16 protein-coding genes and 1 riboswitch are annotated in these 22,565 nt (G+C 64.1%); of the genes, 6 read left to right on the top strand and 10 right to left on the bottom strand.

What is annotated here, in order from left to right; translation table 11 throughout:
* Nucleotides 1–10: 10 nt before the first annotated feature.
* The 4 genes from AC1RL5_RS04415 to AC1RL5_RS04400 all read right to left on the bottom strand — a co-directional run bounded on the left by AC1RL5_RS04415 (nt 11) and on the right by AC1RL5_RS04400 (nt 6,555).
* Complete coding sequence (locus AC1RL5_RS04415) at nt 11–3,112, bottom strand: MexW/MexI family multidrug efflux RND transporter permease subunit (RefSeq protein WP_072450366.1); 3,102 nt, start codon at nt 3,110–3,112, stop codon at nt 11–13.
* Nucleotides 3,113–3,130: 18 nt separating this feature from the next.
* Nucleotides 3,131–4,252, bottom strand: a complete 1,122-nt coding sequence (locus AC1RL5_RS04410; protein WP_072450365.1) for an efflux RND transporter periplasmic adaptor subunit — start codon at nt 4,250–4,252, stop codon at nt 3,131–3,133.
* Between the two features lie 61 nt (nt 4,253–4,313).
* Complete coding sequence (locus AC1RL5_RS04405; RefSeq protein WP_093403168.1) at nt 4,314–5,540, bottom strand: MFS transporter; 1,227 nt, start codon at nt 5,538–5,540, stop codon at nt 4,314–4,316.
* Between the two features lie 319 nt (nt 5,541–5,859).
* Nucleotides 5,860–6,555 carry a peptidoglycan DD-metalloendopeptidase family protein gene (locus AC1RL5_RS04400; protein ID WP_026020258.1) on the bottom strand — a complete coding sequence of 232 codons (696 nt, stop codon included), beginning with the start codon at nt 6,553–6,555 and terminating at the stop codon, nt 5,860–5,862.
* Nucleotides 6,556–6,801: 246 nt separating this feature from the next.
* Between AC1RL5_RS04400 and AC1RL5_RS04395 the strand changes: the two genes are divergently transcribed.
* Together AC1RL5_RS04395 and AC1RL5_RS04390 are read left to right on the top strand one after the other, a co-directional pair.
* Nucleotides 6,802–7,020, top strand: a complete 219-nt coding sequence (locus tag AC1RL5_RS04395) for a PLDc N-terminal domain-containing protein (RefSeq protein ID WP_072450362.1) — start codon at nt 6,802–6,804, stop codon at nt 7,018–7,020.
* Between the two features lie 37 nt (nt 7,021–7,057).
* Nucleotides 7,058–7,594 (top strand): hypothetical protein, encoded by a 537-nt coding sequence (locus tag AC1RL5_RS04390; protein ID WP_011061248.1) that lies wholly within the window; start codon nt 7,058–7,060, stop codon nt 7,592–7,594.
* A gap of 115 nt (nt 7,595–7,709) precedes the next feature.
* Here AC1RL5_RS04390 and AC1RL5_RS04385 read toward each other — a convergent pair whose 3' ends face one another.
* The 4 genes from AC1RL5_RS04385 to AC1RL5_RS04370 all read right to left on the bottom strand — a co-directional run bounded on the left by AC1RL5_RS04385 (nt 7,710) and on the right by AC1RL5_RS04370 (nt 11,286).
* On the bottom strand, nt 7,710–9,710 hold the full coding sequence (locus AC1RL5_RS04385) for a peptidase U32 family protein (protein WP_011061249.1): 2,001 nt from the start codon (nt 9,708–9,710) through the stop codon (nt 7,710–7,712).
* Nucleotides 9,711–9,833: 123 nt separating this feature from the next.
* Nucleotides 9,834–10,214 (bottom strand): RidA family protein, encoded by a 381-nt coding sequence (locus AC1RL5_RS04380; RefSeq protein ID WP_015635583.1) that lies wholly within the window; start codon nt 10,212–10,214, stop codon nt 9,834–9,836.
* A gap of 82 nt (nt 10,215–10,296) precedes the next feature.
* Nucleotides 10,297–10,935, bottom strand: a complete 639-nt coding sequence (locus AC1RL5_RS04375; protein WP_072450361.1) for a GIY-YIG nuclease family protein — start codon at nt 10,933–10,935, stop codon at nt 10,297–10,299.
* 105 nt (nt 10,936–11,040) lie between these two features.
* A complete protein-coding gene (locus AC1RL5_RS04370) occupies nt 11,041–11,286 on the bottom strand; it encodes a hypothetical protein (protein WP_015635585.1) in 246 nt (81 codons plus the stop codon).
* Nucleotides 11,287–11,504: 218 nt separating this feature from the next.
* On the opposite strand from AC1RL5_RS04370, the gene AC1RL5_RS04365 reads away from it, so the two are divergent.
* The gene (locus tag AC1RL5_RS04365) at nt 11,505–11,846 is read left to right on the top strand and encodes a hypothetical protein (RefSeq protein ID WP_492588881.1); all 342 of its coding nucleotides are present in this window, start codon (nt 11,505–11,507) and stop codon (nt 11,844–11,846) included.
* A gap of 9 nt (nt 11,847–11,855) precedes the next feature.
* Here the strand turns inward: AC1RL5_RS04365 and AC1RL5_RS04360 are convergent, their stop codons facing one another.
* A complete protein-coding gene (locus tag AC1RL5_RS04360) occupies nt 11,856–12,155 on the bottom strand; it encodes a DUF7693 family protein (RefSeq protein WP_492588883.1) in 300 nt (99 codons plus the stop codon).
* Nucleotides 12,156–12,325: 170 nt separating this feature from the next.
* On the bottom strand, nt 12,326–14,476 hold the full coding sequence (locus tag AC1RL5_RS04355; RefSeq protein ID WP_123577829.1) for a TonB-dependent receptor: 2,151 nt from the start codon (nt 14,474–14,476) through the stop codon (nt 12,326–12,328).
* Between the two features lie 110 nt (nt 14,477–14,586).
* Nucleotides 14,587–14,791: riboswitch (cobalamin riboswitch) on the bottom strand.
* Between the two features lie 363 nt (nt 14,792–15,154).
* Between AC1RL5_RS04355 and AC1RL5_RS04350 the strand changes: the two genes are divergently transcribed.
* The 3 genes from AC1RL5_RS04350 (at nt 15,155) to AC1RL5_RS04340 (ending at nt 22,550) form a co-directional block, all read left to right on the top strand.
* The gene (locus AC1RL5_RS04350; RefSeq protein WP_011061259.1) at nt 15,155–16,087 is read left to right on the top strand and encodes an NAD-dependent epimerase/dehydratase family protein; all 933 of its coding nucleotides are present in this window, start codon (nt 15,155–15,157) and stop codon (nt 16,085–16,087) included.
* 78 nt (nt 16,088–16,165) lie between these two features.
* A complete protein-coding gene (locus AC1RL5_RS04345) occupies nt 16,166–18,976 on the top strand; it encodes a bifunctional glycoside hydrolase/polysaccharide deacetylase family protein (RefSeq protein ID WP_015635589.1) in 2,811 nt (936 codons plus the stop codon).
* Complete coding sequence (locus AC1RL5_RS04340; RefSeq protein WP_492588885.1) at nt 18,954–22,550, top strand: tetratricopeptide repeat protein; 3,597 nt, start codon at nt 18,954–18,956, stop codon at nt 22,548–22,550. Before AC1RL5_RS04345 ends, AC1RL5_RS04340 begins: the two co-directional genes overlap by 23 nt.
* Nucleotides 22,551–22,565: the final 15 nt, after the last annotated feature.

Genomic DNA, 22,565 nt, shown 5'->3' with positions numbered 1-22,565 from the left:
GAGTTGCTCCTTAGACCCGAGGGGCCATGGCGGGGGCTGCGGCATCCAGGGATGCCAGTTCGCGCGCCCGGGGAGTGTTAGCCGCGCTGCGATGGTCCACGGCAATGATCGAGTACATGGTGGGCAGCACCAGCAGGGTGAACAGCGTGCCCACCAGCATGCCCACCACAATCACCAGCCCCAGGTCATGGCGGCTGTGGGCACCAGCACCGCTGGCGAACAGCAGGGGGACCAGCCCGGCGACCATGGCCGCGGTGGTCATCAGGATCGGCCGCAGGCGCATCTTCGCCGACTTCACTATCGCCTCATGGCGGTCCAGGCCTTCCTTGACCTGCAGCTCATTGGCGAACTCCACCATGAGGATCCCATGCTTGCTGATCAGGCCCACCAAGGTGACCAGCCCGATCTGGGTGTAGATGTTGATGGTGGACAGCCCCAGCGCCAGGGGAATCAGGGCGCCGAAGATCGACAGCGGAACACTGATCAGGATGATCAGCGGGTCCCGCAGGCTTTCGTATTGGGCTGCCAATACCAGGTAGATGACGATGATCGCGAACACGAAGGCCATGATCAGCGCCCCCCCTTCCTGCTGATACTGGCGAGCGTCCGAGAGCCAGTCATAGGTGAAGCCCGGCGGCAGGTTGCGTGCCTGCTGTTCGAGGAAGCCCACGGCATCGCCCATGGCCACTCCCGGTGCGGGAATCGCCTGGAAGACCGCCGAGTTGAGCTGGTCGAACTGAGTCAACTGGTTGGGTTCCACCCCGGTGGACAGGGTTACCAGATTGCCCAGCGGAACCTGGCCGCCGCTGGCGCTGGTGACGTAGAAACGCGCCAGGGCCTCGGGAGACAGGCGCTCATTGCGCAGGCTCTGGGGGATTACATCGTAGGAGCGGCCCTGCATGCCGAAGCGGTTGACGTAGTTTTCGCCCACCAGCACCGCCAGGGTGTCGCCGATGTCCTTCATGGTGACCCCGAGGCTGTTGGCCTTGGCCCGGTCGATGCGGATCCTGATCACCGAGTTGTTGTAGTCCAGGTCGCTGTCCACCACCATGAACAGGCCGCTTTTGCGCGCGGCGTCCTTCAGCTCCTGCATGGCCTCGTAGACCAGCCGGTAGTCGCCGGCACTCTTGATTACCATCTGCACCGGCAGGCCGCCGGTGGAGCCGGGCAGCGAGGGCAACTGGAAGGCGAAGACATTGCTGCCCTCGATGTCATTGGCGCGATTCTGCATGTCCACCTGGATCTGGTCGGCGTTGCGCTGGCGTTGCTCCCAGTCGACGAAGTTGACCCCGCCAATACTGTTGGAGACACCGTTGATGCCGTTGATCAGCCACAGGTTGCTCTGCTCGGGTAGGGTCACCATCACCTGGTTCCACTTCTCGCCGAATTTCTCTACATAGTCGATGTTGGCGTTCTGCGGCGACTTGATGGCCGTCAGCACCGTGGACTGGTCTTCCACCGGTGCCAGTTCGCGCCGGGCCTGGTTGTACAGCAACGGCACGCTGACCAGGACCAGCAGGGCAATGACGCAGATCACCCGGCGATGTTCCAGGGACATGCTCAGCACCCGGCCATAGGCCGCCCCCAGGCGTGCGAAGGCGCGTTCGGCCTGGCGCGCCATCCAGCCTTCGTTCATCTGGCTATCGAGCAGGAACGAGCTCATGACCGGGGACAGCGTCAAGGCGATGATCCCGGAGACCACCACGGAACCGGCGAGGGTGAAGGCGAACTCCTTGAACAGCGACCCGGTAAGGCCGCCCATCAGGCCGATGGGCGCATAGACCGCGGCCAGGGTCAGGGTCATGGCGATCACCGGCGCGGCGACCTCCCGGGCGCCGATCAGGGCGGCGAGGGCCGGGGACTTGCCTTCTTCGATATGCCGGTGGACGTTCTCCACCACGATGATCGCGTCATCGACCACCAGGCCGATGGCCAGAACCATGGCCAGCAGGGTCAGCAAGTTGATACTGAAGCCAAATAGCGCCATGAAGGCCGCGGCGCCGAGCATCGACAGCGGGATGGTGATGACCGGGATGAGCACCGCCCGCACCGAACCCAGGCTGAGGAAGATGACCAGCACCACGATCACTATCGCTTCGATCAGGGTACCGGAGACTTCATCGATGGAGGCGCTGATGAAGCGGGCCAGCTCGAAGGGCACCGCTACCTTCACGTCCGGTGGCAGATTGGCGCGGATCCCCGGCAGCAGCTCGTCGAGCTTGTCGACTATCACCAAAGGGTTGGCATTGGGGGCAGCATTCAAACCGAAGTACACCGCATTGACCCCATCCATGAGGGCACTGGTATCCGTCGCGGCCGCGCCCAGTTCCACCGTGGCAACGTCTTCCAGGCGCACCAGGCCGGCAGGGGTGCTCTTGACCACCAACTGGCGAAACTCGGCGACGTTCACCAGGTCGGTATCGACCTGGATGTCGGACACCACATACAGCCCCTTGGCCTGGCCCGGCGCGGCCTGCACGTTGTTGTCGCGCAGGGCCCGGGCCACCTCGCCGGCGGACACACCGTGGGCGGCCAGGCGGCTGGCGTCGAGCCAGATGCGCATGGCCATTTTCTGCCCGCCGTTTAAGTCGATGCTGCCCACACCCTCGATGGACGACAGCTGTGGCTGCACCACCCGGGTCACGTAGTCGGACAGCGCCGCGGTGGACAGGGTCGGGCTGGAAAAGCCGACATAGGCCACGGCCGTGGCTTCCCCGGAGGACTTCACGATCACCGGGTCGTAGGCCTCGGCGGGCAGCCGGTACTTGACCTCGTTGACCTTGGCCATCACCTGGGTCATGGCCTTGTTCGAGTCGGCATTGAGCTTCATGCGCACTGCGATCACGCTGCGGCCTTGGGTCGAGGTGGAGGTCATGTAGTCGACGTCCTCCACCGTGGCCACCGACTGGGCAATGGCCTGGGTGACAAAGCCCTGCATCAATTGCGGCGAGGCGCCGGGATACTGGGTGGTGATGGTCAGGGTCGAGCTTTCGGTCAGCGGGTACTGGCGGATCGGCAGCTTGTCGATGGCCAGCCACCCCATCAGCAGAATCAGGGTGCTGACCACCAGCGCCAGTACCGGGCGCCGGACGAATAAATCAGTGAAGGTCATGATGGGATCCTTGGTGTTTCACTGGGCCCGGGCGGCGGTAGCCGGGGCATCGAGGGCCAGGCTGTCCTGGTTGGCTATCTGCACGGGGGCGCCGTTCTGCAGGCGCAACTGGCCCGAGGTCACTACCCGGTCTCCCGGCTGGACGCCTTCTTGCAGGACGACGCGGCCATCCAGGCGCTCGCCGGTCTTGACGTACGCCTGGCGCACACTGAGGGCGCTGTCATCAGTGCCTTGCACCACGTAGACAAAGTCGCCGTAGGCGCTGTAGCTGACGGCTGTTTCCGGGACACTCATGCGCGGCGGGCCCGGCGGCAGTGCCACCTGGCCATGGACATACATGCCCGGGGTCAGCAGGTGGTCGGGGTTGGCCACTACGGCCTGCACCAGTACGGTCCGGGTGCCAGGATCGATGCGCGGCTCCAGGGTGCCGACCCGGCCCTTGAACGAGCGCTGGGGATAGGCGTCCACCGCCACGGCCATGTCCTGCCCTGTGGCCAGTGCGGCCAGGGAGCGCTCGGGCAGGGTGATGTTGGCGTACAGGGTGCGTGCGTCGGTCAGGGACACCACAGGTTCACCGGCTTGCAGGTATTGGCCGAGGTTGACCTTGCGCACGCCGAGTACGCCGTCGAACGGCGCCTTTATGCGCTTTTGCTCGATCAGGGCCTTGACCCGGCGGATGTCCCCCAGCACCTGCTGATAGGCCCAGTGAGCCTGGTCCAACTGCTCCTGGGTGGCGGCCTGTTGCGGCAGCAGCGTGCGGGTACGCTGCAATTGTGCCTGGGCATTGCTGGCCTGGGCCTGGAGCCGCGCCAGTTCGCCCAGTTGCGGCTCGGCGTTCAATTGCACCAGCACCTGGCCGGCGCGCACCCGGTCTCCGGGGGCGAAGGCGATGGCGCTGATCAGGCCGCTGGTCTCGGCGCTGACCATGACTTGCCGGGTGGCTTCCAGCTCGCCGATACCGCTCAGTACGTTGGGCACATTGCCGAGCATTACCTGGGCAACGGCCACTTTGGTGGCCGGGCGCGAGCTATTGCCGGCGTCCGAACCTGAGGGAGCGGGGGCATACAGCACCTTGCAGGCGACCGCGAGCATTGCCAGCGCTACGGCAGCGCCAGCGGAGAATTTGAGTTTTCTATTCATGATCCTGACTACTGGTAAGTGAATGACAGGGGGCGACGGACGATGGGCTCGTGCGTCGGTGTTAAAGCCTTGCTGGGGAAAACCTGATTCGGTACGCCATCAGCAACAGACCGGTCCCCAGAAGCAGAAACAGCATCAGGGCACCGTGCACGGCCGGGGCCATGCCCGTTGCGTCCACCAGCAGCCCCAGGGGCACGGGGACGGCGTTGAACAGGTAGACCGTCATGTAGAAGTAGGCGATGAGCTTGCCGTGGCCCTTGCCCTTGGCCAGCTGATTGATCAGCCGCGCGCTGCCGACGAATATCGCGCCATAGGCATAGCCGCCGATGATCAGGGCCGGCACCGCCAGCAGCAGCGACGCCTGGAAAAAGGCCAGTAGCAACACCGCGAAGGCCAGGCATTGGCTCAGCAGGCCGCTCAGAAGGGCACGCCGGGCGTCCAGGCGCTGGCAGAACAACTGGCTGGCCCCGGCGATCAGCAGGTAAGCCGAAATGCTGTAGCCGAATACCCCGCGATCACCCAGGCCCAGTAGCTGCTCGGCGGCCCCGGGGCCGATGACGAACACGCAGGCGGCAAACGACCAACTGAAGAACACCGACCAGGCGCAAAGATGGAAGGGCATGCCAATGCCCTTGAGGCTTTGCAGCAATCCCGGGGCCTTGGCCTGCATAGCATCCGGTGTGGCGTTGGCGACCTGTACCGATGTGGGCCAGCCGCCCAGTACGCCGCAGGTGGCGACGAGGGTCAGGCCCATGATCAGCCAGAAGGGCAGTGCCATGGGGTAGCGGTCCAGTTGCAGGGCGGCACCGCTGAGCAACGGGCCCAGGGCCAGGCCCATGACCATCGCCAGGGTGGCCAGCAGCGCCGCCAGCTTGCCGTGGTCGGCGGGGCCGAAGCGCACCAGGGCGACGTTGACCCCGGCGGTCATGGCTCCCGAGCCGATACCGGCAATCAGGCGCCCGGCACCCAGTTGCCAGGGCGCCTCGCCCTGGGAAAACAGCCAGGCACCGCAGAACACCAGGGCTGCCGCGGGCACCAGCAACTTGCGCAGATCTTGCAGGCGGCCGGCAAGCCCGCCCAGGGTCAGCAGCGACAGCAGTACGCCGACGCCATAGACGCCGAAGATCAGCGTCAACTGCACCGAGCTCAATTGCAGTTGCTGCTTGTAGAAGGGGTAGAGCGGCGTTGGCACGCTGCTGTTGATCAGGGACACCATCAATGACAGCGCCAGAAACAGCAGGAGCAGCCGCGATGGAGCTTTATTGCAGGCGTGCGGATTCGCGGACATGACTTATCCAGGCCAATGACTGTGGGGGCATGGCAGTTGAGGTTGTTGGAAGGGGCGAAGAGAGCACCGGCGCCCTACAGCGCAGTGACAGGCACGTTGTCGCGCAGGCAGTCACTCAAGGGGGTTGCAGGGGCTCTCGGGCTTTGTGAATCGAGTGGCGCCGGCAGTACCGGCGTCGCTCAAATCCTGAAGCAAATGATAGCGATTGAGCCGATCACTACCATGCTTGAAACCCCAGAGTTCATCTTGCTGCGTCCAATGGGGGGGCGGCGCAGGGGCCAGGCAGGAGGGCAGACGTGCAGCGCGGTGAGCCGCTCGCTCAGCCCGGCGGCAGCAAGCGCAGCGGATCCACCGGCACGCCGTTGGCGCGGATCTCGAAGTAAAGCTGGGCGCGGTCGGTGTCCTGGGAACCGGCTTCGGCGATCTTCTGGCCCTTGATCACCATCTGCCCTTCCTTGACCAGCAGCCGGCTGTTGTAGGCGTAGGTACTGGTGTAGGAGGGGCCGTGCTGGAGAATCATCAGGTTGCCGTAACCGCGCATGTAGCCGGCGAACGCCACCTTGCCGCCCAGGGTGGCGTGGATCGGCTGGCCCTGGGTAGTGGCGATGCGGATGCCCTGGTTGAGCTTGCCGGTGGGGGAGAAGCGCCCGATCAGCACTCCGCGCAACGGCCAGCTCCAGCCCTTGAGGGTGACCTTGGGCATGGGTGCAGGAGCCGGGGGCGCTGTTCGGCCTTTGCTGGCGGTGGTTCGCGACTTGCTGCTGACCACCCGGGTGGTCCTGGCCGCGCCGCCTACCCGCAGCACCTGGCCGACCTCCACGGTATAAGGCGCCTTGAGGCCGTTGAGCCGCGCCACCTCCTTCCAGTTGGTGCCGTTGCGGCTGGCAATGGAATACAGCGTGTCGCCGCGCTTGACCCGGTACTCGCCGGCCTTGAGGGGGCCGGAGTTGGAAGGGCTGGAGCTGCAGGCTGACAGGGTCAGGAGCAATGCGATGAAAAGCAATCTTGCGAACACACGACATCCACTATGTCTTGACGGGGCCAGGGGGCCCGAAACTTCGGCGTTAGCCAGGCCGATAAAGCCGGCAACTATACCTGTTTGCCGATGAAGAGGCGCGTTATAGACCGCTGCCACAGCGGTTAAATTCAATCCGGATGTCACAGGATGCTGATCTTTCCTGCGCCATGAACGCCCACGGCAATCTTTGTGAACCCTCGTCGCCTGCACCGCACTAAGGCAGTACAGACCGGGAGGAATCTTATGCAAGTGCAATACCTGTTGATCGTACTGGCCGTGATCGTGCTGCTGGCCGAGATCTGGGCCATCAGAAGCCTGCTGCGCAGCGGTGCGCGGGCGGAAAACAAGGGGCTGTGGATCGTGGTGATCATCTTCGTGCCGCTGCTGGGGCTGTTGCTCTGGCTGATGGTCGGCCCCAAGGCCCTGAACCGGGACGCGCCGGTCGAGCGCGGCAGAAGCTGAAAACGGGGGGCAAACCCGCTGAAGGGTTGATCACGACATGCCAAGAATTCTTACATCCCATGTGGACGAAGCCGAGCTCACCGAGCACAACGCCAAGATGTTCGGCTCGCCCAAGGAACGGCTGGACTTCTATCGCCGGGAGATCCAATACGAAACCAGCATCCTGGCCAACCGCACCGATGCCTACCTGACGGCCCAGGCATTCCTGGTAATCGCCTTCGCTTCGTGCATGGCCAATCTCAATCCGGAGTGGGGCAAGCTGTTTACCCTGTCCGTGCCGCCTTTCCTGGCGTTGCTGGGGATCCTCAGCTCTCTCAATGCCTGGCCTGGCATCAGGGCCGCCTATGAGATCATCGATCACTGGCATTTCAAGCAGAGCCACCTGCTGCACAGCGAACCGGTAATGGGCCTGGCCTATGACGAATCGCCGCTGTTCTGCGAAAGCGAGTCGAGCCACAAGGGCTATCGCAAGTCGTTGCTGTTTTCCATGCGTTCGCCCTGGTTGTTCGCGGCGTTCTGGCTGCTGCTGGGGATTTGGGCGGTGTATATCCAGGTGACCAATCCGGGCTCCTGAGGGCGCAGGCCCGCTGCCTGCGCTGCGGGACGCAACCCTACCGGCCTATGGGCGCCAGCTGGCCGGTGTGCCGCGCACGCGAACGCGGCACCTGGGTGCCACGCTCGCCGGTCACTCAGTGCGGAGCGCGGGGAATGGTCTTGAGCAGGTCTTCGGGGCTGATATGGCCGACCACGGCCTCGGCGGCGCTGCCCGGTAGCGGCAGGTCGAGGATATGACCCTTGATCTTGCCCACCACATGCATTTCGCACGGCTTGCAGTCAAATTTCAGGGTCAGCACTTCATCGCCGTGTACCAGTTGCATCGGTGCCACCTTGGTGCGCACGCCAGTCACGCCCTTGGCCTGTTTGGGGCACAGGTTGAAGGAGAAGCGCAGGCAGTGCTTGGTGATCATCACCGGCACGTCGCCGTGCTCTTCATGGGCCTCGAAGGCCGCGTCGATCAGTTGCACCCCGTGACGGTGGTAGAAATCCCGGGCCTTCTGGTTGTAGACGTTGGCCAGGAATGACAGATGCGATTCCGGGTAGACCGGCGGCGGGCTGCTTTCGGCCTTGCGCGAGCCCCGTGGGTGGGCAGCGATGCGTGCGGCGTCCAGGGCTTCGATGACTTCCCGGCGCAGGGCCTTGAGCTGGGAGTTGGGGATGAAGTAAGCCTGGGGCGCGTCCAGCTTGATGCTGGTGGCGTGGTAATGGGTGGTGCCCAGCTGGCCCAGCAGATCCTGCAGTTGCCCCAGGGCCTGTTCCGGCTTGTTGGCCACACCGAACGGGCCATCCAGGGCGACGCTGGCGCTGATGCCTTCCTCGCTGGTGGCGGTCAGTTCCAGCCGTGCTTCGCTCAGGCGTGCCAGCCAGGACAGGCCGATGCGCCGCTCGGCGGAAGTGCGGGTCAAGGCTTGCTGCCAGTTGTGGTCGAGGTTGCGGCTCAGCGGGTGGTTGGGCCGCAGACGGCTCAGGGCTTCGGGCATCTCGTTGGGTTCGACCCGATAGCGGTAGCGTTTCTCGCCATCTTCTTCGAACTCGCCACGGGCCTCGGCGATGTTGGCGCGGAAACCCACCACCTCACGCTTGACCAGCAGGTTCAGGCCATCGCCATTGGACAACGGCTCGAAGGTCACCACCTGCAGGTCGCGCTTGCCGACCTTTTCCACGGTGCCTACCGGCAGCCCGGTGAAAGTCGGCGAGTCGAAGGCGCCGATGTCGATCTTGCGCTCGCTGACAAAGTAGTCGGTGCTGCCGCGGTGGAACGTCTTGTCCGGGTCGGGCACGAAGAAATGCGCGGTACGGCCGCTGGAGGCGCGGGCCAGGTCGGGGCGATCTTCCAGAACCGCGTCCAGGCGCTGGCGGTAGTAGGCCGTGATGTTCTTCACATAGGCCATGTCCTTGTAGCGCCCCTCGATCTTGAACGAGCGCACGCCGGCTTCCACCAGGGCGCGGATGTTGGCGCTCTGGTTGTTGTCCTTCATCGACAGCAGGTGCTTTTCATAGGCGATCACGCCGCCGTGCTCGTCCTTGAGGGTGTAGGGCAGGCGGCAGGCCTGGGAGCAGTCGCCACGGTTGGCGCTGCGGCCGGTCTGGGCGTGGGAAATGTTGCATTGGCCGGAGAAGGCCACGCACAACGCGCCGTGAATGAAGAACTCGATGGCGGCATCGGTTTCGGCGGCGATGGCACTGATTTCCTTGAGGTTCAGCTCGCGGGCCAGGACCAGCTGGGAGAAACCGGCCTGGTCGAGGAACTTCGCCCGCTCCAGGGTGCGGATGTCGGTCTGGGTGCTGGCGTGCAGTTCGATGGGCGGGATATCCAGCTCCATCACCCCCAGGTCCTGGACGATCAGCGCATCGACCCCCGCGTCATACAGCTGATGGATCAGCTTGCGCGCCGGTTCCAACTCGTTGTCGTGGAGGATGGTGTTGAGGGTGGTGAACACCCGGGCGTGATAGCGGCGGGCGAACTCCACCAACTGGGCGATCTCGCCCACCTCGTTGCTGGCGTTGTGGCGGGCGCCGAAGCTCGGGCCGCCGATGTACACCGCATCGGCGCCATGCAGGATGGCTTCGCGGGCGATGCTCACATCGCGGGCAGGGCTGAGCAGTTCCAGGTGATGTTTGGGCAAGGACATGTTTTTTTAGTCAGGCTTATCAGGGTCAAGGCGCGCATTGTAGCGGCGAAACGCTTGCCCGGCACCCGTGTGCTGCCAGGTGGCGGCCACGCCTTGCGCGTGGCCGCCGATTGAAGCGCTGCCTCAGGCCTTTGCGGCCATTGCCGTGACTTCCACGCGCATGCCTTCCACCGCCAGGGCGGCCACGCCAACCGCGGCACGTACCGGCCAGGGCTTGGCGAAGAAACGCTGGTAGACCGCATTGAATGCCGCACGGTCGGCCATGTCGGTGAGGTAGATGGTCAGGTGCATGACCCGGTCCATGGAACTGCCGGCGCGCTCCAGGGCCACTTTCAGCGCCTGCAGCGTGCATTCGCTCTGCAGGGTGATGTCCCCCAGTTCCAGGCTGCCGTCGGCGCGGGTAGGGATCTGGGTGGAGACCAGGATGCCGTTGAAACCGACCACGTCGGAGGAAATGGAATCGGCGTCCGGGTCGGGGGTGAAGCTCAGGTCTTGGTTGGCCATGGGGATCTCTTGATTTGTGTAAGGGCGCAGCGGTCGCACTCGCTACGGTTGGTCGGAAAGATCAGTCAGGCGACAGTTCAATTTAAGACTTATGCCTTTGCGCTATGTCCATGCAGGCTTCATGAGTGAACAGGTCTGTGCAATGAATCATTGAGTACTCATCGAGTTGATGCACAAAGAGGCGAGCATTGTCCATTGGACTTCTCGAGGCCGAGAACATTTCGCTTGTCGAGCCGTCGATGAAGCTCAGGTCTTTTCGCTCAATGATTTCGTCCTTCAAACCTGAATAGCGATAACGCACCGACTCCAGATAAACAACACCGTCGCTATGAGTAAGTTTAATCGAGTGGAAGTCCGGCTTCAGGTAGTCCGGGTACTTCTTCTTCAAGTCAGGGAGTATTTCCACACCACAATTTGTCCCGATCCGAGGCACGAGATATCCGACGGATTCCTCCATTAATCCACGTATCGCTTGCCTGACTGGAATTTCAAAAAACTCGCGATTCGGTTGATAGCGAAAAGAGTCAAAACGCGCGTGCATCCGTTTTTCAACAGTTTTGCAGTCAGTCACAAGCTCGTCGTAAACGGTAATGAAATCAGTCGGCAACCCCGTACTTCGTAGATCTTTGGCCCGGTCATCAGACGTTCTCTCGGTTAATCCGATTTTGACTAATCCAGGCATGGCCGGGTTGATCATGATGTAAACAAATCCACTACTCATAAAGACGAGGCTCCAAATTGAAGTAGAAATGGCAGGGGACCGATAACGCCTGGAGCGACTCGGTAATGGCTGTATTCACCGATGTCATCCTTGAGTGTCTTTACGTCACTGCGAGTGGTTGAGCCATGTCTCCAGCACCCGCCGGTCCAGCTCTTCCCAGTCGGCCATGCCCAGGACCCGGGTGGTGTTCAGGCCACGCAGGTAGCCACGCAATTGATAGGCGGCGATCCGCAGGCTTTGCGGGTCGGCGCTGCTGTCACCCAGCACCTGTTCGTACTCCACCAGGTAGTCCGCCACCCGCTCACGGAATTCCGGGAGAACGGCGTCGCGAATCAAGTCAAAGGTGCGCATGGGGAAATCCTTTTTTTAGTTGTAGTCGGGCTGCCGGGCAGTCTGCCCGGGGGGCAACTATCGGTTCAAGTAATAGTGACAATCAAGCAACGCAAGTTCTGCTTTGGGCGCCAACCATGGACAATCGCCCCCGACCCAAAACCATGACCGCAACGGCAGCGCCCGTGACGCTGAACCGTTGCGCACCGAACCAGGCTGTACATTTTCAGGACTTACCGATGCGCCCTCTATTTGCTCCCGCCATGACCCTGGCCATCTTGCTGCTGGCCGGTTGCGCCACCGCGCCCAACGACCCGACCCTGGTCATGCAGACCCGGAAAACCCCGGCCGAATATGCCGAGTGCGTGGTGCCCAAGCTGCAAGGCAACGCCCAGAGCCCGACGGTTTCCCAGACCCAGCGCGGTTTTCGCATTGTCGTTGCCAGCAAGGTGGCGGCAGACAACGTACTGGAAGCCTACAAGGCGCCCAATGGCGGCAAGGTGTTCCTCTACGAGCGGCACTTGCTGGCCTCCAGCTTCGCCCCGTCGAGCTTCGAACGCGCGGCCCAGGAATGCCTGTAGCCAGCCGTGTTAAACCGCCTCTTTCAGTAACTTCTCGATCTGCGCCAGCTCCCAGGTACTGAGCAGGCTCACCGGGTCGGTGCCGAAGCGTTGCCGCGTATCGAGCTGCCAGACATCGCCTTCGGCGCTGAGGCAGCTCTGGCAGTGATGCAGATGCCGGCCATCGAAATCCAGCAGCAGCTGCCAACCCTCGATATCCACCTGCACCTGGCCAGCGCCCGAATGGCTGGCGCCGGGCCGTAGGGGGTAAACGCCAAGGGCGGCATCGCGCAGGCGCTGGCAGACATCTCGGGCATTCAGGCAGGGCATGGGGCTCTCGCGGGCAGTGCAGGGACAAAGGCGCTCAGCATATCCATCGACTGCGTGGGTGCAAGTGCCGATTGGTCGCTGTCCGACGCTGGCCCGGGCCAGTGGCTGGCGAACTCACTGCACGCCTTAAATGGCGCCGCAAAGCCCAGGGCCTTGCGGCAACCCCTCGATCAGAAACTGTAGTCGGCGGTGACGAACAACGAGCGCGGTTCACCCATCAGCCATTGCTGGCCGCTGTTCTGTTGCGCCGCGGCATAACGCCGGTCCAGCAGGTTGTTCACCTGCAGGCCCAGGCGCACGTCGGGCAGGGCCTGCCAGCCGAGGTTGGCATCCAGCACCGTGTAGCCGGGTACATCGACGCTATTGGCGGTGTTGGCATAACGCGCATCGACGTAGCGCAGGCCCATGCCGGCTTCCAGGCTCGGAGCCAGGGCCTTGTTCAGCCACAGGTTGGCGGTGCGTCGCGGCACGTTGGTGGGGCGATTGCCGGCCCGGGACACCGCTTTGCCAGAGACCACCTCATCGAAGTCATCGTACTCGGCGCGCACCACCGAGGCGTTGGCCGAGACTTGCCAGCCGTGATCCAGGGCCAGCTCCAGCGAGGTTTCCAGGCCGTCGGCGGATTGCTGGCCGACCTGCTGCGCCAGGCGGGTCACCGGATCGGTGGTCAAGAGCTTTTTCTTGACGATGTGGTAGGCCGCCAGGGTCCATTCGCCACGGCCGTTCCAGAACTGCTGCTTGAGCCCGAACTCGGTCTGCTTGGCTTCGGTCAGGTCCATCTGCAACTGGCTCGGGTTGAGGCTGATCAGGTTGCTGACCCCGTCTTCACTGGTGGAGTACTGGCCGTACAGCGACAGTTGATCGGTGACCGCGAACACCAGGCCGGCGCGCCAGTTGCCGCCGGTGAGGCTGCGATCGGTGCGGGTGCCGGCGCGCAGATCACTGCGATCGATATGGTTCTGGTCGCGGCGGATGCCGGTCACCAGCGACCAGCGCTCCGACAGTTGCAGGCGGTTTTCCGCAAACAGGGCGAAAGTGCGGGTGCTGCTGTCGGTCTGGGGCGAGAAGGGCGAGCGGCTCTGGAAGTAGCCCGGTGCCGGGTTCCACGGGTCGATATAGTCGCTACCGATATCCTTGTAGGGCGAGTTGTTGGCCACACCGAAGCGAATCCTGTTGTACTCCAGGCCGATCACGGTCCTGCTGTCCAGGCCGAACAGCGAGTGGTTGAAGGTGAAGCTCTGGCGATCGCCGATCTGCTCCTGATCGTGCTTGATCTCCAGGTAGTCGCCGCGCAGCAACTGCTCCCGGGAGCTGACCCAGTTGTAGGCTTCGGCGTTGCGCCAGTGGCGGCGGCTCTTGATGTAGTAGAGCTGGTTGCTGGCGCTGAGGTTGTCGCTCAGGGTCCAGTCGGTGTTGAGCCGGGTCCATTCGTCGTTGTAGCGCTGCACGGCGTTGCGCAGGTTGTAGTTCTTGTCCCGCAGGCTGTCGCGGTATTGGCCGGCAATCAGCGGCGTGCCGAAATAGCTGGCGGGTTCGCTTTCACCGCGTTCATGGGCCAGGGTGAAACCGAGGTCGTCGGTGGCTTGCCAGCGTAGCGCCGCGCTGAGTGCCAGGCTGCGTGACTGGCCCTGGTCGACCCAGCCATTGCTCTGCTGCTGGTTCAGGGTCAGGCGGTAGCTCAGGGTGTCGGTCAGCGAGCCGCCGCTGTCCAGGCCCAGTTGCTGGCGATCATGGGAGCCATAGCCCAGGCGCAGGCGGTTGTGGATCTCACCGTCGAAGGGCTTCTTGGCAATCACGTTGATCACCGCGCCGGTGGCGCCTTCCCCGTACAGCACCGAGGCCGGGCCGCGGATCACGTCGATGCGCTCGACCATCCACGGGTCCACCGGGAAGGTCTGGCTGCCGGCGCCGGTGTACAGGCGCGCGCCGTCGAACAGGGTCATCACCGAGGAGTGCCCGGTAAAGCCGCGGGCCGACAGTGCGGTATTGCCGTTGCCCGGGGTGGCGATGCTGGTGATGCCGGGGGAGCGGGTGACGGCATCCTGCACCGTGAGGTTGTTGCGGTTGCTGATGGCGTCGTTGCCCAGGCTGCTGGTGCTGGCCGGAGTCTCCAGGGCCGTGAGGTTCAGCCGCGAGCCGGCGGGCAGGGGGGTGTCCAGAGAGGTTTGCGGGGCGCTGGAGACTCCGCTCACTTGGGTCTCGGGCAAGACCAGGGAGGTTTTCTGCTCAGCCAAGGCCAGCGCCGGGTAGGCCATGCAAGGCAGGAGGGTGAAACACAGCGAGGGGCTCGCCAGGTGTTGCAGCAAGGAGGTGCGGGACATGCGATTCCTACTACTTGTAAGGAATGAATGAATCCCGGAGGGAACAACGCATAGGGAATCGCGGGCAGCCGCGCCCACGAAAACCGGACTGCGCCCGCCCACCGCGGGGTTGTCAAACGAAGTTGCAGGCCGGTCTCCGGGCTTGCGAGGGTCATGAGGCATTCACCTTCCCATGCCTTGGCACAGTGGTCTGTCGAATGCTTCGCTCGCTTACCGTTGCGGGGGCAGCGCCGGACTGATCATCGAAATGACGCACCGGCTTCCCGTTTAACCCCATGCACGGCGGCATGGGACACCTGAAACTGGCGCGCATATGAGCACTGCCGAGCCCTTGCGTCAATGGCATGTGGCCAGCTACGGCGGCGGTTTCAGCGCTTTATACCAGGTAAGTCAATATATTGACCTATTTTTCCTGGCGCTTAAATAATCAACAAATATCGACGCATTATTGACGATTTTGCTTTTCTGACCCAGTATGTCGGCGCTGAGCGATTGATTATCTTGAGTTTTTTTTTGACGCCAAAGCGCTGAACTCTGCTCCGAAAATAGGCGAAACAGCCTATGGCGCAGAGCAGCCACTAAAAACATGACGGCCAGGATGGCAAGTAGCCAGGGCTGATCCGTTGGCTGTGCTAGCTTCAGACGGCGTAGCCGCGATATTTCTCTTTGGAATGATCTATGTCTGCCGAACGGATACTGGTTACTGGGGGCGCTGGTTTTATCGGTTCTCACCTCGTGGATGCACTGCTGGCCAAGGGTTATGCGGTGCGGGTTCTGGACGACCTTTCCACGGGCAAGGTCGGCAATCTGCCCATGGGCGATGCTGGCCTGGAACTGCTGGTGGGGGATGCCGCCGATGCGGCACTCCTGGCGGATGCCGTTCAGGGCTGCGATGCCGTGGTGCATCTGGCTGCTGTGGCGTCGGTCCAGGCTTCGGTCGAAGACCCGGTGGCCACCCACCAGAGCAATTTCATCGCCACCCTGCGCCTGTGCGAGGCGATGACCGCGGCCGGTATCCGCCGCGTGGTGTTCGCCTCCAGTGCGGCGGTCTATGGCAATAACGGCGAGGGCACGCCGATTGCCGAAGACACCCCTAAATCTCCCCTCACGCCCTACGCGGCGGACAAGCTCGCCAGCGAGTACTACCTGGACTTCTACCGCCGCCAGCATGGGCTGGAACCGGTGATCCTGCGCTTTTTCAATATCTTCGGCCCGCGCCAGGACCCTTCATCGCCGTATTCCGGGGTGATCAGCATTTTCAGCGAGCGGGCCAAGGCCGGGCGGCCCATCACCCTGTTCGGCGATGGCGGGCAGACCCGCGACTTCGTCTATGTCGCGGACCTGGTGAAGATCCTGGTGCAGGGCCTGGAATGCCCCGCGCCGGCAGCCGATGCCACCAATGTCGGGCTCGGCGGGGTGACCACCCTCAACGATCTGATTGGCGCCCTGCAGCAGATCAGCGGCAAGCCGCTGCAGGTGAGCCACGGCGCGACCCGCTCCGGGGATATCCGCCATTCCAAGGCCGACAACCGCCGCTTGCGCGAGCGCTTCGACCTGGGCACGCCCAGCAGCCTGGCCGAGGGCCTGGAACGGCTTTACCGCAGCCTTTAGTTCGTTGCCTTAGGGGCGCGCCATGGCGGCTGCCCTAGAGCCTGATGTTGTGCAGATTGATCTACTGAAGAGTGAGTTATGGATATCGAGTTTCGCAGGGGGCATGTCTGCAAAGTGGTTCGACGCCTGTTTACCGCATTGGCCTTGTGTGCCACCAACACCCTGGTGCAGGCCGCGCCCGCGGCGCCCGCCAGTGTCGGGTTCTGGTACGCCGAGCAGCCACCCTTGCAGGAGCTGGCGCAGTTCGAATGGGCAGTGGTCGAGCCCGGCCATATGGCCAGCGCCGATGTCGCTACCTTGCGCAAGCTCGGCAGCCAGCCGTTCGCCTACCTGTCGGTAGGGGAGTTCGACGGCAACCGCGCTGCCCTGGCCAAGCAGGCCCTGGCCCAAGGCGCGAGCCCCGTGCGCAACAAGGCCTGGGACAGCCAGGTGATGGACATCGCCACCCCGGCCTGGCGCGAACACCTGTTCAAGCGTGCCAAGGCGCTGCAGGACCAGGGCTACGCCGGCCTGTTCCTGGACACCCTGGACAGTTTCCAGTTGCTCCCCGAGGCCGATCGCGAACCGCAACGCAAGGCCCTGGCCTCGTTCCTGCGGGAACTGCACAGCCGGCTGCCCAACCTCAAGCTGTTCTTCAACCGGGGCTTCGAGGTACTGGGCGAGCTCGATGGCGTCGCCTCGGCCGTGGCGGTGGAATCCATCCACGCCGGCTGGGATGCCTCGGCCAAGCGTTACCGCCCGGTTTCCGAAGCCGACCGCACCTGGCTTGAAGGCGAACTCAAGCCGCTGCGCGCACGCAACATCCCGCTGGTGGCCATCGATTACCTGCCGGCCAACCGTCGGGAAGAGGCGCGCAAGCTGGTCCGGCAATTGAGCCAGGAAGGCTTTATCCCGGTGGTCACCACCCCGGACCTCAACGCCCTGAGCATGAGCACGGTGGAAGTCCAGCCGCGACGCATCGCCATGCTCTATGACCCGCGCGAAGGGGAACTCTACGATCACGCCGGGCACCGCATGCTCGGTGGCCTGCTGGAATACCTGGGTTACCGGGTGGACTACTTCCCGGTGGACGATAGCCTGCCTGCCTACAGCTTCGCCGGCCTTTACGCCGGGGTGGTGCTGTGGATGACCAGCGGCCCGCCCGAGGACAGCCGTGCCTTCTATAGCTGGGTCGGCCAGCGCCTGGATGAGCAGGTGCCCCTGGCGATCATGGCCGGCCTGCCGATCGAGGACCGGGCGCTGCTCAAGCGCCTGGGGCTGAACCTGGCGGCGCCGGGGGCTCGCGATGCCCTGCATGTGCTGAGCCAGGACAAGAGCCTGATCGGCGCCTTCGAGGCCCCGGTGGTGGCGCGCAGCCGTGAACTGACCCGCGTGAGCCTGCTGCCCGACGGGCCGAAACCAGCCCTGGTGCTGGGCGATGACAAGGGCGGCAAGTACGTCCCGGTGGCCACCGCCGCCTGGGGCGGCATGGCCCTGGCCCCCTACGTGGTGGAGGCCAATGTGGAGCGCAGCCGCTGGATCCTCGACCCGTTCGCCTTTATCCAGAAGGCCCTGCGCCTGCCGTCCCAGCCACGCCCGGACACCACCACCGAGAACGGTCGGCGGATCGCCACGGTGCATATCGACGGTGACGGTTTCCCGTCCCATGCCGAAGTGCGTGGCACCCCGTATTCCGGGCGCCAGGTGCTGGACGACTACATTCGTCCCAACCCGTTCCTGACCTCGGTCTCGATCATCGAAGGCGAAGTCGGGCCCAAGGGCATGTCGCCGTTCCTGGCGCGGGAGCTGGAGCCCATCGCCCAGGAGATCTTCGCCGACCCCAAGGTCGAAGTGGCCACCCACACCTACAGCCACCCGTTCTACATGCAGCCGGAGAAGGCCAAGAAGGACGAGGATTTCCACGCCGAATACGGCCTGCGCCTGAATATCCCGGGGTACAAGACCCTGGATTACAAGCGCGAGATCCTCGGCTCGCGGGACTACATCAACAGCCGCCTGACCACCGCGCAGAAGCCGGTGAAGCTGGTCTTCTGGCCGGGGGATGCGCTGCCCAGCGCCGAGACCATCAAGCTGGCCTACGACGCCGGGCTGAAAAACGTCAACGGCGGGCAGACCATCCTGACCAAGGCCAACTCATCGCTCACCGGCCTGTACCCGCTGTTGCGGCCGACCTCGGGCGGCTTGCAGTACTACGCGCCGGTGATCAACGAGAACATGTACACCAACCTCTGGAAAGGCCCGTACTACGGCTTTCGCGATGTGATCGATACCTTCGAGCTGACCGACAGCCCACGGCGCCTGCGCGGCATCCATCTGTACTACCACTTCTATTCGGGCACCAAGCAGGCGTCGATCAAGGCCATGACCGACATCTACCAGTTCATGCGTGGCCAGCAGCCGCTGTCATTGTGGATGAGTGACTACCTGGACCGGGTCCACGGCCTGTACCAGGCAAGCCTGGCGCGGACCGCCAATGGCGACTGGCAGGTACGCGGCATGGACGGCCTGCGCACCTTGCGCCTGGACCCGGCGCTGGGTTGGCCGGACCTCGGCCGCTCGGTGGGGGTGGCCGGGGTGCGCGACTTGCCCCAGGGGCGCTATGTAGCCTTGAGCAGCGATCATGCGCTGTTGGCCCTGCGCCCCGAGCGCGATCCGCGCCCGGCACTGGAGCTGGCCAACATTCCCCTGCGCGACTGGCGCTATGTCAATGACCGGCAGGTGAGCTTCTCCTTTGCCGGCCAGTTCAACCTGGAATTCTCGGTGCGTTCGGCCAGCGCCTGTCGGGTCGAGGTCCAGGGCCAACGCTACGCCGGCAAGTCCGAACAGGGCCTGTGGCATTTCCAACTTCCCATGAAGCAGGTGAGTGATGCCCAACTCCTCTGCAACTAAGGCCAAGGCGCCCAGCGCGCGGCTGCTCAACCCCTGGGCCTTGCTGCTGGTGGCGATCGCCGTCGGCGTGCTGCTGTGGGCAACCTTTCGCAATGAAGAGGCGTTCCGCCCCAAGGGCGGGCAGCCGGACGAAGTGTCGGCCAGCTACGCCGAGGTGCTGCTGGCCGCACACCCGGAAAACAATGAGCTGCGCACCCAGCTGCTCGACCTGCTGATTCAGCTGGGGGACTACCCCAAGGCGGAAAAACACCTGGCCCAGTGGCAGCGGCCCGATCCGGCGCTCAAGGCCTACTACCGCTTGCAGCTCGATGCCCTGGCGCTGAACAACAGCACCGACAGCGCGGCCCTGCAGGCCCTGGCCGAACGTTTCAAGGCCTTTGACTACAAGCCGCTGCCATCGCCGCAACTGGAACGCCTGGCCACTTTGGCCCTGAGCGCCCAGGCCCCGGGGCTGGCGGCGGATGCCTATGCCGAGCTGGCGCGGCGCGACCCGACACGGCGCGAGCAGTGGCTGCCTGAAGCCGCCAAGTGGTACCAGGCCAGCGAACAGCCGGGCCGCGCGGCCGATCTCTATGTGCAGTTGCTCGATGCCAGCCAGACCCCCGAGGCGCGTCGGCAGTTTCTGCAACAGGCCTTCACCACCCTGGTGGCGGCCGATCGCGGCGATCAGGCAGTGGAGCTGCTGGCCCGAGAGCTGGCCGCACAGCCGGACGTGGAATTCGAACCGGCGCTGCTGGACCGCGGCGTGGATGTGGCCGTGGCGCACAACCGCGTGGACCTGGCGGAACAGTTCTTCAGTGCCTGGCGCAAGGTGCAGCCCGACAGTCCGGAAATCCTCGCCAAGGAATTCAAGCAGCGCCTGGCCTTCGGTGACCTGGCCGGCGCCCATGCGGTGGGCCTGCAACTGCTCGAACAGCGGCCGGATGACCCGCAGTTGCTGGAGCAGATGGCCCATCTCGCCGAATGGCAGGGCGACTCGGCCGCCGCCCTGGGCTACTGGATCAGCCTGAGCACGCTAAGCAAGGACCCGGCGCAGTTCGAGCACACCTGGCGCCTGGCGATGCAGACCTACGACTTCGACCGGGGCATCCCACTGCTGGCGGGGATCATGGACAGCCGCGCCCTGACCAACGTCGAGCTCGATGCCCTGGTCTACGCGCAAGAGTCCAGGGGGACGCCCGAGGAGGCAGAAAAGTGGCTGCGCCGCTATGTCGCCAAATACCCGAAACAGCGTCTGGCCTGGGTGCGCCTGTTGCAGAACCTGGAAAACACCGAGCAGTACCCGCAGCGCCTGGTGGTCTGGAACCAGTTCGCCAAGCGCTATCCGCTCACCAGCACCGAACGTGTGGACTGGGCCAACAACCACCTCAAGCTGTTCGATAGCCAGGGGGCCTGGAAAGTCATCACCGCGGTGGATGGCAACAAGATCAAGGACTTCAACTACTGGCAATCCCGCGCCGCCCTGGCCTGGGACCTGGAACTGGACGACGAGCTGCAGCTGGCGCTGGAGAAGATGCTGGCGATCAAGGGCTCACTCAATACAGGCGACGAAAGCGAGCTGATTGCCCTGTATCGCACCCGCGATCCGCGCAAGGCCCTGCAATTGACCGTCGACAGCTGGCGCCAGGGCCACAGCCCGCAGCGCCTGGTGGCCGCCCTGCAACTGGCCCAGGAACTCCAGGACTGGCCTCTGGTGGTCGATTTGCTCAAGGAGGCCGAGCAGTACCCGGGTGCCAGCGACCAGTCCCAGGTGCTGGCCGCCCGCGCCGCGCTGGCGGTGCAGCAGGGCCAGACCGATCTGGCGCTGCGCCTGTATCAACAGGGCTTGAGCCGCTTCCCGGACGACAACACCTTCCGTGAGCGGCTGCTGTGGCTGTATGTCGATCTGGGCCGCACGGGCGAGATCAAGCCGCTGTTGCAGCAATGGCGCTCCCTGGCCCGCAGTGACAGCAGCCTGTGGCTGCCGTTCGCCGCCGCCAGCCAGTTGCTCGGGCGCAATACCGAGGCCCTGGCCTGGTATCGCCTGTACTTGCAGGCCAACCCCCGGGACTGGATGGTCCAGGCCGCCTATGCCGATGCCCTGGAGGGCGCCGGTTATGCCGATTCGGCCCAGCGCTTGCGCCTGCGGCTCGATCGCCAGGTCAGCCCGGAGCAGATCCGCGCCACGCCCCAGGGCTATGCCACCTGGCTGCGCCTGCTGGCCAGCAGCTATTCGTCACGCAAGGCGCAGAACAAGGCCATGCAATGGCAGGACGGTTCCAAGCCGATGCTGCAGCTGTGGTTCGATCAGTTCCTCGCGCGCCTGGATGACCTCAATCAGTCGGCGCAAAAGGATGAGTGGCTGGCCTGGGCCCGCAGCCGCGGCCTGAAGGTCAGCCGCTACGAGCAGATCCAGGAAGCCCTGCGCGGCAGCAATCGCCAGGCCCTGGAGCGCCTGGTGGCCAGCGGCGACCTGGACCCGGCGCAGCAGGTCGAGGCCTTGAACAGCCTGGGCCGCAGCGGCGAAGCGCTGGCGGTGGGCCTTTCGGCACTGGGTGACGAGCAGCCGGCGGCGCTGCGCGAGCAACTGCGCCGCCAGGCCATCGAGATGACCGAGCGCACGCCCCAGGGTATGCAAATCGCCTGGGAGCGCGAGGACTACGGCGGCCTGGTGTTCAACGGCCCGCGCCTGACCGCCGCGCGCTATCTGAACGACAACTGGTACGCCAAGCTGGTCCTGGAGCAGGGCCGCTACAGCGGCGATGTGCTGGATGAGTCGCGCCTGGGCAATGAGACCAACACCGAACTGACCTTGCAGCGCCAGCTGGAGAACGGCAACTACAAGCTGATCTTCGACAGCAGCCTGCGCAAGGACGATGACCGCAACGGCCTGGGTGCCAGCCGCACCTGGCAACTGGACAGCGGCAACGAGCTGGACGTCGGTGCCGACTGGCACCGCAAGAACGAGGACAGCGGATACATGCGCACCTTCGGCCAGCAGGATGATGTCTGGGTGGGCGGCCGGCATCGCTATTCGGCCCGTGACCAGTTGTCCTGGAACCTGGCCCAGCGCTGGTTCTCGACCCGCGGCGGCGATGACCTGGGCAGCGGCCAGGCGTTGAAGATCGAGTTCGACCACACCTTGCAGTTCGAAGGGCCGAACTGGGAATTGCGCAGCGGTATCGACTACCAGCAGAACAGCCTGAACAACCGCTCGCTGCCCGACCTGGCCAATACCCTGGGCGGAGGCATCGATCTGGCCGGGGCCGATCTCGACAATCCGGAGCAGATCACCAGCCAGACCCTGCTGCAGAAGCGCTACGGCCAGCTGTTCTTCGGCAGTTCCTGGCGGCGCGGTTTCCCGGGGGCGCTGAACCGCACGCGGGGGCAATACACCTGGCTGGTGGATGTCAGCACCGGCTGGCAGTGGACCGACAACACCATCAACTACGCCATCAGTACCGGTGTCGGCACCGAGGTGATAGGGGATGACGAATTGGCAGTGACCCTTGGCTACCAGTCCGCGCCGCAAGGCGGGGCAGGCAAGTCCGGGGGCACTGCAGGTGTCAGCTACAGCGTGCGTTTCGGACGCTGATCATGGAATTCAAAG

The organism is Pseudomonas sp. GW822-FHT06D10, assembly GCF_058799535.1.
This window is presented reverse-complemented; position numbering and strand designations above follow the sequence as displayed.